Raw genomic sequence first — 14,210 nt, forward strand, 5'->3', positions numbered from 1 at the left:
GTCAGCGTATTGCTCACAAGGCGGCTTCGACGAGATTTCCGACCGCATACGTGGCGGCGATCGCGATGGCACCAAAGGCCAATTGTCGTCCGGCGCCGAGCCACATCGACCCCTTGGTGAATTTTGCGGCCACCGCACCGGCCACCAACAGGCCGACTGCACTGCACACCAGACCCAGCCATAACTTCTCTGAACCGAACAGATACGGAAGCAGCGGGACGATCGCACCCAGGGCGAACATCACGAACGAGGAGACCGCCGCGATCACCGGGGACGGCTTCTCCCGCGGGTCGACGCCGAGTTCCTGGGACAGGTGGAAATGCACCGCCTGGTCCTCATCGCGATGAATCTCCTCGGTGGCCTGCCGCGCGGTGGCCTCCGACATCCCCATGTCCATCAACATCGACACCAGTTCGTCCCGTTCGGCATGCGGATGCCGCTCGAACGAGCGCCGTTCGATGCGGACCTGGGAGTCGATCTGTTCGTTGGCGGTGGTGACGGACGTATATTCGCCCAGCGCCATCGAAAATGCGCCCGCGAGCAATCCGGCGACGCCGCTGAGCACCACGGTGTGCGCCCCGGCGCCGGCCGCGACGCCGGCGATCAGCGCGCTGTTGGAGACCAATCCGTCCATCGCCCCGAAGGTCGCCGCACGCAGCCAGCCTCCGGTGACGTCGGGATGGGAGTGATCGATGTCGTGGGGCAGGTGTCCCGGTGCGGGGACCCCCTCGGACTCGGTCATACGCGCCATTGAACGCCAGCCCCTCGAGTCACATCCACTGAGGTTGGCCTGTGTTTGCCACATCCGCGTTTGCCAAATGCGCTGCGCGGATACCTTCATGCCATGACCACCACTGCGGAGCACCTCCGGAACGCGCTCGACGGCCGTTGGCGAGACGTCAAGAACGCCGTGCGAGACGAACTTTCCACCGAAGTCTTCCGGCCGCACTACACGCCCAATACCGCCATCGCCCGCGCGAAGGTGGCTGAGCAGATGAAGATCATGGCAGCCAAGGGCGCCGCTGAAGACGGCTTCCGCAAGGAGCACGGCGGCAACGGTGATGTGGGTGCAGCCGTCACTCGCATCGAGATGCTCGCGATGTCCGACCTGTCACTGATGGTGAAGGCGGGCGTGCAGTGGGGCCTGTTCGGCGGCGCCGTCGAGAACCTCGGCACCGAACGTCACCACAAGGCCTACGTCCAGCGCATCATCGACCTGGACCTGATGGGCTGCTTCGGCATGACCGAGACCGGTCACGGCAGTGATGTCCAGGCGTTGGAGACCACCGCCACCTACGATCCGGCGACCCAAGAGTTCGTGATCAACTCCCCCACGCCGACGTCGCGCAAGGACTACATTGGGGGCGCGGCCGAAACCGCCAAAGTATCAGCGGTTTTCGCGCAGCTGATCACGGGAGGCGAATCACACGGTGTGCACTGTTTCGTCGTTCCGCTTCGGGACGAGGACGGCAACGACCTGCCCGGCATCACCACCTCGGATTGCCACTACAAGGGCGGCCTCCCCGGCGTCGACAACGGCCGCATCATGTTCGACAACGTGCGCGTCCCGCGCGACAACCTGCTGAACAAATACGGTGACGTCGCCGCGGACGGCACCTACTCCTCCCCCATCGAGAACGTGAACCGGCGCTTCTTCACCATGTTGGGCACCCTGATCCGCGGCCGGGTCACCGTCGGCGGCAGCGCGGCGGCCGCCGGCCGGGTGGCCCTGGATATCGCGGTGCGATATGCCTTGCAGCGCAAGCAGTTCAGCGCACCCGATGACGACGGCGAAGTGCTGATCATGGATTACCTGGTGCACCAGCGCCGGTTGTTCCCGCTGATCGCCCGCTCCTATGCGTTGCAGTTCGCCCAGAACGAGTTGGTGGCCCGGTTGCACGACCTGCAGACCTCGGACAACCCCGACGCCGAGGAGCAGCGCGAGCTCGAATCCCGGGCGGCCGGGCTCAAGGCGGCCAACACCTGGCACACCAGCACCGCCATCCAGGAGGCCCGCGAAGCATGCGGTGGCGCAGGCTATCTCGCGGAGAACCGGCTGATCGCGCTGCGCGCGGACACCGACGTCTTCACCACCTTTGAAGGCGACAACCATGTGCTGACCCAACTGGTCGCCAAGGAACTACTGACCGCCTACGCCGATGACATCAAGGGTATGAGCCCGGTGGAGTGGGTGCGCTTCGCCGCCAACTTCGCCGGCGACCGCGTGCTGAAAAGGACTGCGGCCGAGACGATCATGCAGACCATCCTCGATTCCCGCCAGGACAACGAGGAGGAAGGCAGCCTGTTCAACCGCGGCACCCAGGTCAAGATGTTCGAGGACCGCGAGGAGTACCTGCTCGCGTCGGTGGCGCGCCGCCTGCAACGCAAGTCCAAGGAGATGTCGGCGTTCGACGCCTTCAATTCCGTGCAGGATCATGTGCTGCACACCGCCAAGGCACACATCGACCGGATCGTGCTCGAGGCCTTCGTCGCCGGTATCGACGCCTGCGAGGACGAGGACGCCCGCAACATCCTCGGCATGGTGTGCGACCTGTACGCCCTGTCGGTGATCGAGGACGACAAGGCGTGGTTCATCGAGCACCGGTTCCTGTCCACCGAACGGGCCAAGGCCGTGACCCGCGGCATCAACCAACGCTGCCGCGATCTTCGACCGCACGCCGAGCTGCTGGTCGACGGATTCGGGATTCCCGAACAGCTGCGGTACGCGGAGATGCTGCACCCGGAGAACATCCTCGACTAGCGGTTTTGACATTTTTGACAAAACCGCGGGTGTGACTCGGTAAGGTCGCGGCCGTGGAGCTCACGCTGCAGCGCATCGGCGCATGGTGCGGAACGATCATGATCGTGCTGTATGGCACCTGCATGTCGGGGTTGGCGCGGCTGTTCCCGCCGATCTCGCCAGTGTGGTCGCCGACGGAGGTCACCGACTTCTTCATCGACCACAAGATCTGGATCCGCATCGGTATCGCCGGTTGCCTGCTGACGTCGGTGATCGCCCTGCCGTTCCTGGCCACCATCGTGCTGCGGATCCGCCGCGTCGAAGGACGCTGGGGCATGTTGTCGATGACGCAGTTGTTCGCGGCGACGATATTCGTTCCGGCGCTGCTGTTCCCATTCCTCGTGCTGGCCGCGGCGGCGTTCCGGCCCGAGAGCAGGTCGCCGGAGATCACCCAGGCGCTCAACGACGTGTTCTGGCTGATGTTCATCGGCATCGTCGGCACGATCATCATGCAGAACATCACGCTGGCGATCGCGTCGTTCATCGACAGCACCGACCCGCAGACGTTTCCGCGCTGGTACGGCTACCTGAACCTGTGGGTGGCGCTGCTGTCGCTGCCGGGCTGCGTTGTCGTGGTGTTCAACGACGGCCCGCTGGCCTGGCACGGGGTGTTCGCGTTCTACATCCCCGGACTGGCGCTGACGGTGTGGATGTTCAGCACCACCTACGTGCTGAACCGTGGGATCAAGGCGCAGCAACGCGCCGAACAAGCATGACGGCGGGCTCTACCACCGCCGGCCGTCGCATCCCTGGCGAACAGGGCACCTGGGTCTTCCTGCTCGGCGACATGCTGGTTTTCGCCGCCTTCTTCGCCACGTTCATGGTCGAAAGATCAAAAGCGCCAGAGGTTTTCGACGCGGCCCGCAAGACGTTGCACGTCAACATCGGATTGGTCAACACGCTGGTGTTGCTGACCAGCTCGCTGTTCGTGGTGGCGGCGATCGGCGGTCTGCGCACCGGGGCTCGTACCGTCGCCGCGCGGGCACTGGTGATAGCCGCCGGCTGCGGTGTCGTGTTCGTGGCGCTGAAGGTGACCGAGTACGTCTTGCTGGTTCGAGACGGGCACACCGCCGGCGTCAACCACTTCTACCTGTACTACTTCATCCTGACCGGACTGCACCTGCTGCACGTCTGCATCGGCATCCTGGTGCTGGCACTGATGTTCACCCAGACGCGCCGCGATGAGCTGTCGGCGACCCGGCTGGCGGTCATCGAGGGCGGCGGCTGCTTCTGGCACCTGGTCGACCTGCTGTGGATCGTCCTGTTCCCGCTCCTGTACCTGGTGAGCTGATGCTGCAGTTGATGCGTAACCGGGCAGGCGTGAGCTGGCTGATTTTGGTCGCCGCCACGCTGGCGTCGTTCGCGCTGGGGGCCGACCACGGCACCGGATCGCTGGTGGCTGTCGCGGTGCTGGCGATCGCGGCGATCAAGGTGCGGCTGGTGGGCCTGGACTTCATGGAATTGCGGCACGCCCCGATCCCGCTGCGGGTGGCCTTCGAGGTCTACTGCGTGGCGTTGTGGGCGCTGCTGTCCGGCCTGTATCTGTGGCTGTGATGCTGCATTCCGGCTCAATCGCACCTCGTGCGCTCACGAGTCGGACGCTTGCTTCGCAGCCAGGTGTGCTGTCGAGATCTCCGAACAAGAACCCCTGACCCAGCTCGCACCCCCACTCCACGAGTGCATCGCGTTGTTCCCGTCGCTCGATGCCCTCGGCGATCACGTCGAGGCCCAGACTCTTGCCGAGACCCAACACCGCTCTGGTGATTGCCTCGCAGCGCAGGTCTTCAAGGAGCCCAACGGTGAATTGCTTGTCGATCTTGAGGATGTCCAGTGGTAGGGCGACGATCCTGGCAAGACTGCTGAACCCGGTGCCGACATCGTCAATCGCGATGCGCATACCGACTCGGCGAAGATCCTCCAGATCGGCTTTGGCTGACTCGGCGATTTGCCCCGCGTGGCTCTCGGTCAGTTCGAGAACGAGCCGTTGCGGGGCGAGTCCACTCTTGCGCAGCGCATCACACACGCCCACCCGGAAGTTGCCGTCCGCCAGTTCTCGGGGCGAGACATTGACGTGGACGGCGGCGGCGGCCATCACCCCCGACCATCCGGCCGCCTGCGAGCACGCCTCGTTGAGGACATAACGCCCGATCGCCGGCATGTGACTGGATGTTTCGGCAAGATCCAAGAACACCTCCGGAGTAAGCAACCCCCAGCGCGGATGCTTCCAGCGCAGAAGGGCCTCTGCGGCAACGCGTTCGCCACTACCAAGGTTCACAATCGGCTGGAAATGAACTTCGAACTGCTCCAGATGGAGGGCTTGCTCGAGGTCGCGTGTCAGCTGAAGACTGCGCAGTATCGCTGCCTCCTGTGACGGGTCACCGATCGCCACCCGATCCTTGCCCGACCTCTTTGCTTGGTACATCATCAGATCGGCGCGCTGAAGAAGCGATTCTGCGGTGCATCCCGGCTGGGCGATCACCGCGCCGGCGCTCAGTGAGAGCTGGTCGTAACTCGTGCCGTCGGCCAATCCAAGGGGCTGGTGCAGGCTCTCTCGGATGCGTTTGCCCACCTCGTCGAGCTCTGTGACGTCGGCAACGCCCGGACACAGCACAGCGAACTCGTCGCCACCGAGTCTCGCGGCGACATCCCCCCGCCGGATGGAGGCCGCAATCCGCCCTGCCACCTTCTTCAGCACGTTGTCACCCTGCGCATGACCCCAGGTGTCGTTGACAGTCTTGAACCCGTCCAGGTCGAGAAATATCAGCCCCACCCGGCTGGAAGCAGTGCCGTCCACCGCCGCCAGAGCCTGCTCTACCTGATCCACGAACAACGCTCGATTGGCCAGTCCGGTCAACTGGTCGTGCAGAGCTAGGTACTGCAATTCAGCCTCAACCCGCTTGCGGCTGGTGATGTCTTCGACCAAGCACATCCCGTACGAGCCAGACCCCGCGGGCCCGATGACCGACGCCGAGATCGCGCCCCACACTGTTGCGCCGTCCGCCCGCCGGAATGCAGTCTCGGCTTCGAACTGCTGGCCGGCACGCATCGCGAGTAGAGATCCCATTCCAGGCGCCCCGGCGGTGCGCTGGTCTTCGATCAGTTCGGTCACCGCGGTCTCAAGCACCTCGGCCGTCGAGCGACCGAGGAAGTCCGCCATGGCCTGATTGCATCGGGTGATACGTCCATCGCGCCGCGGTGTGATTTCGAACATGAACATGCCCATCGGGGCGGTGTCGAACGCCAGCCGGAACCGCTCTTCACTTTCACCAAGCGCCTGCTTGGCGGCTTTCTGTTCGGTTATGTCGGTAGCCACGCCGATGTATCCCCCGCAGCCGCCACCCTCGTTGACCATTTGTGAAACGGCCAGGCTGACGGTCACCGCGCTGCCGTCGCGTCGCACGTATGTCCATTCGCGAATCTCCGCGTGCTCGGGCGTGACGTTGTGCACGAACACCTGGAAACCCACTGGGATTCCGAGTTCGGCAGCCCTGGCACGGACTTCAGGAACGTAGTGGAAGTCCATCGGCGTGCGACCGAGCATCTCCGATTCGGTCCACCCCAGCAGCCGCTCCGCGCCGTTGTTGAACACGGTGATGTGCCCGTCCGGGTCGGTACCGATGATTGCTTGCTCGGACGCCGCGTCCAGGACTCCGGCAAACAGGTCGCGCGCCTCGGCAAGCGCCCGCGCATTCATCCGTTCTTCGGTCACGTCCCGAAAAGCGACGACCTGAAACAGCGACCGTCGCACGAGAGGGGCCGTGGTGAGCTCGACTACCCGGGATTCTTCGGCGGCCACCATCACGTCACGGGGTTCGCAGCCCACCGCGCCGAGGTTCCCTTTATGGCCGATGGTGCCGACCCGAGCCGCAGCGACGACCTCGCCGACGATGCCCGAATTGGACGCCCGCGCATTCTCCAGAACGACCTCGCCCGAAGGATCGATCAGCAGTACGCCGTCGTGAATGCTGTCGAGAACGGCGCCGAACAGTTCGGAGTCGCGATCCGCCTGATCACGCGCGACCTCCAGTTGCGAGATGAGGCGTACGCGCGAGTCGCGGTACAGCGACAACGTCAGCACGATGGTTGTCAGACTGCCGACCATCGCCTGCGCCAGCAATGCGCGTGTCTGGATGTTCGGGACGATGAATACACCTCTGTCCACGAGCGTGGCGAAGATGATCCATATTCCGGCAACCAAAAGGAATACGGTGCTCGTCGTGGTGCTGTATCGCAGGGCCACCCATACGGCGGGCAGCAGCGTCAGGAAAGCCAGGGGCACACCACTGTTCATCCAGAACGTCCAGATGAAGACTCCCCCCACCACCGTCCCGACCAGCAATGCCTCCGCCACCACTGCCGGCGACCAGCGCGGCCGTTTCCAGGTGACGTCACGTACTCGCAGCCAGACAGCCACACCGAGCAGTGCGGTGGCGCCGTTACGCACCGCGAAGAGAGCAAACGTCTGCCACGGCGGCTGATCCATGATGACTGCCATATAGGCCGTCGCAAGGACGGCCGCGCAGATGGTTCCGCTGGCCACCGCCACGACCAGTCGTGCGAGGTCGGCAGGGTCACGGAGTACGACCTCTTCGCGCCCGTGGCTCAGGATAGCGGCCGTCACCAGCCCTAATACAACGTTGACCACCACGAACCAGAGGCTGAGCTCGAGCGTGGCGCCGGTCGCCATATTGGTGCCGAAGTTCGCGACACCCAGCATCGCCACATTGAACAGACAGGCACGCCGCCCGTATTTGCGTGCCGCGAGCAACCAGATGATGGCCACGGCTGCGGCCGGCCACAGCAACGAGAGTTCGCCGCCGGCCAGTCGGGTCGCACGACCGAGAAAAACCGACAGCGCATATACCACAGCAAACACGCAGAGGACTGCCGCGGATCGCACAACTCGAGCCATCGCACCCCCTACGACCAATCCCCCCACCCAGCATGCAGCCACCGGCCACTATTCGGATCAGAAAATGCAGATCACTAGGCGATATTCGCCCGCACCCCAGCCCCGCGGATACTCCGACACCGACGGCCGGATGGCAAATATCCGTTCGGGCCGGCGCGACCGGTTCGGTATGCCGGGTCGCGATGTGGGCTGCCGCTACCCAACGAACTAGTGAATCTGCTTGCAGCTGAGGCACACTCGCCAGCACAGCGAGGAACTGCCCGGAAACGAAAGGCCTACCGCGTATGCCTGCGGAGTTGGGGCCAAACTCTGCTCCCCCGCTTGGACTCGAACCAAGAACCGTCCGATTAACAGTCGGAAGCTCTGCCAATTGAGCTACAGGGGACTATCTGCTGCCCGCGTGAACGCTTGCGCGCTGATGCGGACCGGAGAGTGACTCTAGCTTACCGGGGACCCCGGATGCCAAACCGGCGGGCGAGCGCCAACACAGGTACGTCAGGCAGGATGGAGGCGCGAGGATTCAGGAAGGGAATGCAGTGATCCAGTATCTGGCCGTGCTCGGCGTGGGTTATGTGTTGGGCACCAAGGCGGGCCGTAAGCGCTACGAGCAGATCGTCGGCACCTACCGCGCCATCACCGAGAATCCCGCCACCAAAACTGTGCTCGACGCAGGCCGCCGCAAGCTCGCCGACCGGGTGTCACCGGATCCGGACCCGAAGATGGTCACGCTCACCGAGATCGACGCCAACACCACCGTGGTGGAACCACAGCGGTCGGAGAAGTAGACACGACGACATCGACCTCACGGTCGTCAATCGCGGAAAATCACGGCCCTCAGGTCGATCTCGCGACCCGAAATGGCGCTCAGCCCAGCGGGATGCTGATGGTCTGACCCGGCAGCAGCGGACCGGTGCTCACACCGATTCCGCCACCGGGCATCGAGCCCGCATCAGGACCGTAGACACCGAACTGCGGCGTGCCGATGCTGACGTTGTTGTTCGAGTACGACAGACACTGCCCGTCGCCGCGCGAACCGAACCAGGCCAGGCAGGTGCCGCCGGGGTTCGCCGAAGCGGTCGGGGCAGTCAGAGCGGCCAATGCCGGCACCGCTGCCGCAGCCACGGCAAGCGCACCGAAGGTGGCGATACGCCGGGCACGAGAGTTCGCGGTAGTCATATCTGACCTTTCGCCGGAGACAGGCAGCACGTTAACCATAACCCGAGGTGAGTTTTCACGCAGTGAGGTCGTCACCGCTGGCTTGTTCGAGCAGGCTGCGCCGATACGCTTCCAACGCGACCAGGTCGCCGAACAATGCGTGGTATTCGTCGCCCTGCTCCACCGGCGACATTCGCTGCAGCTTGGACTTGACCTCGGCGACCTGACGGCCCACCCAGACCTCCTGCAGCCGGGCCAGGACGCTGCCGACGTACCGCGGCAGTTTCTCTTCCTCCTCGACCCGGATCGCCTCAACTCCGAGCTCGGTGATCAGGCCTTCGGTCAGCGGCGCGCCGGCCCGTTCGCGCACGGTATCGATCCACTGGCCGCCGACGATGCCCGACGAGGTGCCCCCGGCGGCCTCGATCGCGATCCGCACCGCCGCGTAGCCGGGGTGGGTGAAACTCTCCACGGTCAGCGAGTCGAACACCGGGCCGGCCAGCGCCGGGTACTGCAGGGCGGCTTTGAGCGCCTCACGCTGCGGCCACAGCGTCGGGTCGCGCGGGTCAGGACGCCGGGCCCCGGCCTCGGTGACCTTGGTGCGTGCGGGTGCGGCGCGTTTGTTGTCGCGGCCCCCCGGTTTGTGACCGGCTTCCTCCCGCACCCGTGCGATCACCTGGGCGACGTCGTCCCAACCGACCCAGCCGGCGAGCTGACGGGCGTACTCGTCGCGCAGCGTGGGGTCCTTGATCTGGGCGACCATCGGCACGCAGCGGCGCAACGCCGCCACCCGGCCCTCGGCGGATTCCAGATCGAGCTCGGCCAGCGCCGTGCGGATCGCGAACTCGAACAGCGGCGTGCGCCGCGCCACCAGGTCGCGCAGCGCGCCGTCGCCGTGGGCCAGCCTCAGGTCGCACGGGTCCATGCCGTCGGCGGCCACCGCCACGAAGCTCTGCCCGGCGAGGTTCTGCTCCCCGGCGAACGCCTTGAGCGCGGCCGCGCGGCCGGCCGCGTCACCGTCGAAGACGTAGATCAGCTCGCCGCGAAAGAACTTGTCGTCCATCATCAGCCGCCGCAACATCGACAGGTGTTCGTCGCCGAACGCGGTGCCGCAGGACGCGACCGCGGTGGTGACACCGGCCAGATGCATGGCCATCACGTCGGTGTAGCCCTCGACGACGACGGCCTGATGTCCCTTGGCGATATCGCGCTTGGCCAGGTCGATGCCGAACAACACATTCGACTTCTTGTAGAGCACGGTCTCGGGGGTGTTGACGTACTTGGCTTCCATCTGGTCGTCGGCGAAGATCCGGCGGGCGCCGAAGCCGACGGTCTCGCCACTGGCGGTGCGGATCGGCCACAACAGCCTGCGGTGGAAGCGGTCCATCGGCCCGCGTCGGCCCTCCCGCGACAGCCCGGCGGCTTCGAGCTCCTTGAATTCGAAGCCCTTGCGGATCAGATGCTTGGTCAGCGAATCCCAGCCCGACGGCGCGAACCCGCAGCCGAACTGGCGGGCCGACGCGGCATCGAAATTGCGCTCGGTGAGGTACTGCCGCGCGGGCGCCGCTTCCTCGGATTCCAGTGCGGCAGCATAGAATTCCTGCGCGGCAGCGTTGGCGGCGATCAGCCGGCTCCGGCTGCCGCGGTCGCGCTGCACACTGGTTCCGCCGCCGCTGTAGGTCACCGTGTAGCCGACGCGGTCGGCGAGCATTTCCACGGCCTCGACGAAACTGACGTGCTCGATCTTCTGGATGAAGGCGTAGGCGTCGCCGCCCTCACCGCAGCCGAAGCAGTGGAAATGACCGTGATTGGGCCGCACATGGAACGACGGCGACTTCTCGTCGTGGAACGGGCACAGGCCCTTCATCGAATCCGCACCGGCCCGGCGCAGCTGCACGTAGTCGCCGACGACGTCTTCGATGCGGACCTGGTCACGGATCGCGGCGATGTCGCGGTCGGAGATCCGACCCTTGCGGTCTCCACCTCCGCTCACCGCTGTCGTCATCGGCACAGTCTAGGACGCGGGTCCACCGGCGATGTGCGCGTCGATGCGCTCCACCCGGCCTTCGGTGTACGAGGCGAGCTGGTCGACGACGACCCGCATCCGCGCCGCGTCGTCAGCGGCAGCGGTGAACTCCGGAGCGAACACCGGATCGAGTGTCGCCGGCGCGCCGTCGAGCAGCCAGTTCGCCACCCGGTGGATCCGTTCCCGTTGCTGCGCCTGCAGTTCCAGGTGCCGCGGGTCGGACATGATGAACTGCAGCGCCAGCGTCTTGAGCAGCGCAACCTCGGCGCGGACCGTCGCGGGCACCTGCAGATCGGCCTGGTAGCGCACCAGCGGCTGCGGCCCGGCGACCTCGTGGGTCAGCCGAACTGCCGCCGAGGCGAACCGGCCGACCAGTTCACTGGTCAGCCGTTTGAGTGCCACCGAGGCCCCGAGCGTGCCGTCGTACTTACCGACGCCGGCGACCACCGGCAGCTGGGACAATCGCTGGGCGGCGGCCTCGAGGTCGGCGGCGGCGATCGTGCTGGACTTCCCCAGCGCGCCCAGCGCTGCCGCGGCGTCGGAATCGGCCAGCACCCGCAGGTCGATGCGGCCCGACACCACTCCGTCTTCGACATCGTGCACGGAGTAGGCCACGTCGTCGGCCCAGTCCATCACCTGGGATTCCAGGCACGGTCGTCGCGACGGCGCGGCGCCCCGCACCCACTCGGCGAGCGCCCGGTCGTCTTCGTAGAAGCCGAATTTGCGCACGCCCGGTTCACGGAACCACGGATACTTGGTGACGGCGTCCAGGCCCGCGCGGGTCAGGTTCAGCCCGACGCTGCGACCATGTCCATCAAGCACTTTCGGTTCGATGCGGGTCAGGATGCGGAAGTTTTGGGCGTTGCCTTCGAAGCCGCCGCACGCGGCCGCGAACTCGTCGAGCGCGCGTTCCCCGTTGTGGCCGTACGGCGGATGGCCGATGTCGTGCGCCAGGCCGGCCATGTCCACCAGGTCGGCGTCGCATCCCAGCGGCAGCGCCATCCCCCGCCCGATCTGGGCGACCTCCAACGAATGCGTCAGCCTGGTGCGCGGGTTCTCACTCTCCCGCGGACCGACCACCTGAGTCTTGTCGGCCAGCCTGCGAAGAGCGGCACAGTGCAGTACGCGCGCACGGTCGCGAGCGAAGTCGGTGCGGTGCTCCGTCGACGTGCCGGGTAGCCCGGCAGTCTTCGGCGGCTCGTGCACCACCCGCTCACGGTCGGCCTCGTCGTAGTGGCCGTGCTCATTCGTCGTCACCGACGCACAGTCTGCCAGCACCGGCCCTACTACATTTGACGGTCATGCGCCTCGCTCGTCTGTTCAGCCTGCTCGCGGCCATCCTGGCCACCGCCACTCTGGTGGCACCCGCCGCGACGGCCGAGCCACCGTTCCGGCTGCCGGACTACGTCACCGACAACGCCGGCGTCCTGGCCGGCGGCCAACTGGCCAGCGTGCAGAACGCCGTCGACACCCTCTACCGCGAACGGAACGTGCGGCTGTGGGTGGTCTTCGTCGACTCCTTCGCCCCCAAGAGCGCGGTGGGCTGGACCGAGGAAACCCGCCAGGCCAGCGATCTGAGCAACCAGGACGCGATCCTGGCGGTCGCGACCGGGCAGCGCTCCTATGCCTTCCTGGTACCCACCGCGGCGGCCGGCGGCGCGAAGATCGACGACCTGCGCCACGACAAGATCGAGCCCGCCCTGCACAACGGCGACTGGGCAGGCGCCGCGATCGCGGCGGCCGACGGCCTGGCGGCCAAGACCACCACCGGCGCAGGCGGCTCCTCGCTACTGCCACTGGCGATCATCCTGGGCGTCATCGTGCTAGCGGTCGTGGTCTTGCTGGTGTGGAGCCGACAGCGCCGGCGCAAGCGGCACGAGGCCGAGGTGGCCGCCGCCAAGCGGGTCGACCCCACCGATCCGAATGCCCTGGCCTCGGTTCCACTCGACGCCCTCGACGAGTTGTCCCGCTCGATCGTCGTCGACGTCGACAATGCCGTACGCACCAGCTCCAACGAATTGACCTTGGCGCAAGAGGAATTCGGTGAGCAGCAGACGCAACCATTCGTTCGCGCCGTCGAGAACGCCAAGGCCACCCTGCAGCAGGCGTTCAACGTGCGCCAGCAACTCGACGACGCGGTGCCCGAAACCCCGGCCCAGCGCCGCGATCTGCTCACCCGGGTGGTCGTCGCCGCCGCGCGGGCCAACCGCGAGCTGGACGCCCAGAACCAGGCGTTCCATCAGCTGCGTGATCTCGTCATCAACGCGCCCGACCGGCTGGACATACTGACCCAGAAGCTGGTCGACGTCAGCGCCCGTATCGATCCTGCCGAGGGCACATTGACCCAGCTGCACACCGAGTTCGCCGAGTCGGCGCTGGCTTCGGTGGCGCGCAACGCCGCTGCCGCCAAGGAACGGCTGGACTTCGCCGACCACTCGATCAGCCGGGCCCGCGAGCTGGTGGCCAAACCGGTCGCCGGCGAGCAGATCGAATTGGTCGATTGCGTGCGCGGCGCGGAAGCCGCTCTGCAGCAGGCCAGTTCGATGCTCGACGCGGTCGACAGCGCGGCCAGCGACATCAGGCGTGCGGTCGCGACCTTGCCTGCGGCGATCGCCGACACCCAGCAGGGCATCAACCAGGCCGTGGCTCAGCTGACCCAGGGCGGACTGTCCAACACCGCCGAGCTGACGGCCGCCCGCGACGCCGCGGTCGCGGCGGTGGCCGCCGCACAGACCAACGGATCTGCCGACCCGTTGGGGGCGTTCACCCAGCTGACCCAGGCCGACGCCGATCTGGACCGGCTACTGGCGAGCGTGGCAGAGGAACGCGAGAACGCCGAACGGCTGGGCCGGTCCTACGACCAGGCGCTGTTCACCGCGCAGTCGCGGGTGCGTTCGGTGGCGGACTACGTCGACACCCGCCGCGGCAGCGTCGGGCCCGAGGCGCGTACCCGCCTCAACGAGGCGGTGCGTCAACTCGAGGCCGCACAGGCCAAACGGAAGACCAACGTCGCCGAGGCGATCGCGCATGCCAATGGTGCGTCGATGCTGGCTGCCCAAGCTCAGCAGCTGGCCAACAACGATGTGCAGTCGGCGCAGCGCACCTATATGAATCACTATGGCGGCGTTGGTGGTTCGTCGAACATGGGCGCCGTCATCGGCGGCATCATCCTCGGCAACATCCTGTCCGGCGGTATGCGCGGCGGATTCGGCGGCGGCTTCGGCGGTGGCGGCGGATGGTCGTCGACGACCTTCGGCGGATCGTCAGGCGGCTCCGACGGCGGCGGGATGCTGGGCGGCGGTGGCCGTTTCTAGGCC

At 66.2% G+C, this 14,210-nt stretch carries 11 protein-coding genes and 1 tRNA gene; 6 read left to right on the forward strand and 6 right to left on the reverse strand.

Going from position 1 to position 14,210, the window contains the following annotated elements; translation table 11 throughout:
* Positions 1 to 13 precede the first annotated feature (13 nt).
* On the reverse strand, positions 14 to 742 hold the full coding sequence (locus tag AB4879_RS28080; protein ID WP_370510178.1) for a VIT1/CCC1 transporter family protein: 729 nt from the start codon (positions 740 to 742) through the stop codon (positions 14 to 16).
* 102 nt (positions 743 to 844) lie between these two features.
* Between AB4879_RS28080 and AB4879_RS28085 the strand changes: the two genes are divergently transcribed.
* The 4 genes from AB4879_RS28085 to AB4879_RS28100 all read left to right on the forward strand — a co-directional run bounded on the left by AB4879_RS28085 (position 845) and on the right by AB4879_RS28100 (position 4,354).
* Positions 845 to 2,761: an acyl-CoA dehydrogenase gene (locus tag AB4879_RS28085; RefSeq protein ID WP_370510179.1), complete on the forward strand. Its 1,917-nt coding sequence runs from the start codon at positions 845 to 847 to the stop codon at positions 2,759 to 2,761.
* A gap of 98 nt (positions 2,762 to 2,859) precedes the next feature.
* Positions 2,860 to 3,516, forward strand: a complete 657-nt coding sequence (locus AB4879_RS28090) for a hypothetical protein (protein ID WP_370510258.1) — start codon at positions 2,860 to 2,862, stop codon at positions 3,514 to 3,516.
* On the forward strand, positions 3,513 to 4,091 hold the full coding sequence (locus AB4879_RS28095) for a cytochrome c oxidase subunit 3 (protein ID WP_370510180.1): 579 nt from the start codon (positions 3,513 to 3,515) through the stop codon (positions 4,089 to 4,091). The genes AB4879_RS28090 and AB4879_RS28095 overlap by 4 nt, the downstream gene beginning before the upstream one ends.
* Positions 4,091 to 4,354, forward strand: a complete 264-nt coding sequence (locus AB4879_RS28100; RefSeq protein ID WP_102805601.1) for a cytochrome C oxidase subunit IV family protein — start codon at positions 4,091 to 4,093, stop codon at positions 4,352 to 4,354. Before AB4879_RS28095 ends, AB4879_RS28100 begins: the two co-directional genes overlap by 1 nt.
* Here AB4879_RS28100 and AB4879_RS28105 read toward each other — a convergent pair.
* A complete protein-coding gene (locus AB4879_RS28105) occupies positions 4,254 to 7,712 on the reverse strand; it encodes an EAL domain-containing protein (protein ID WP_370510259.1) in 3,459 nt (1,152 codons plus the stop codon). The two genes, AB4879_RS28100 and AB4879_RS28105, sit on opposite strands and share 101 nt — an antisense overlap.
* 312 nt (positions 7,713 to 8,024) lie before the next feature.
* Positions 8,025 to 8,097, reverse strand: a tRNA-Asn gene (locus AB4879_RS28110).
* Positions 8,098 to 8,248: 151 nt separating this feature from the next.
* On the opposite strand from AB4879_RS28110, the gene AB4879_RS28115 reads away from it, so the two are divergent.
* Entirely contained in the window at positions 8,249 to 8,497 is a 249-nt protein-coding gene (locus AB4879_RS28115) for a hypothetical protein (RefSeq protein WP_102805603.1), read from the forward strand.
* 79 nt (positions 8,498 to 8,576) lie between these two features.
* On the opposite strand, the gene AB4879_RS28120 is transcribed toward AB4879_RS28115, so the two are convergent.
* The 3 genes from AB4879_RS28120 to AB4879_RS28130 are packed head-to-tail and all read right to left on the reverse strand — an operon-like array spanning position 8,577 to position 12,150.
* Positions 8,577 to 8,888: a hypothetical protein gene (locus AB4879_RS28120; RefSeq protein ID WP_102805604.1), complete on the reverse strand. Its 312-nt coding sequence runs from the start codon at positions 8,886 to 8,888 to the stop codon at positions 8,577 to 8,579.
* A gap of 55 nt (positions 8,889 to 8,943) precedes the next feature.
* On the reverse strand, positions 8,944 to 10,872 hold the full coding sequence (gene dnaG, locus AB4879_RS28125) for a DNA primase (RefSeq protein ID WP_370510181.1): 1,929 nt from the start codon (positions 10,870 to 10,872) through the stop codon (positions 8,944 to 8,946).
* A 9-nt stretch (positions 10,873 to 10,881) separates the two neighbouring features.
* Positions 10,882 to 12,150, reverse strand: coding sequence for a deoxyguanosinetriphosphate triphosphohydrolase (locus tag AB4879_RS28130; RefSeq protein ID WP_370510182.1), 1,269 nt, complete (start codon positions 12,148 to 12,150; stop codon positions 10,882 to 10,884).
* A gap of 44 nt (positions 12,151 to 12,194) precedes the next feature.
* On the opposite strand from AB4879_RS28130, the gene AB4879_RS28135 reads away from it, so the two are divergent.
* Positions 12,195 to 14,207, forward strand: a complete 2,013-nt coding sequence (locus tag AB4879_RS28135) for a TPM domain-containing protein (RefSeq protein WP_370510183.1) — start codon at positions 12,195 to 12,197, stop codon at positions 14,205 to 14,207.
* The last annotated feature ends 3 nt before the right edge of the window (positions 14,208 to 14,210 follow it).

Origin of the sequence: Mycobacterium sp. SA01 (assembly GCF_041287105.1) — a bacterium.
Lineage (GTDB): Bacteria > Actinomycetota > Actinomycetes > Mycobacteriales > Mycobacteriaceae > Mycobacterium.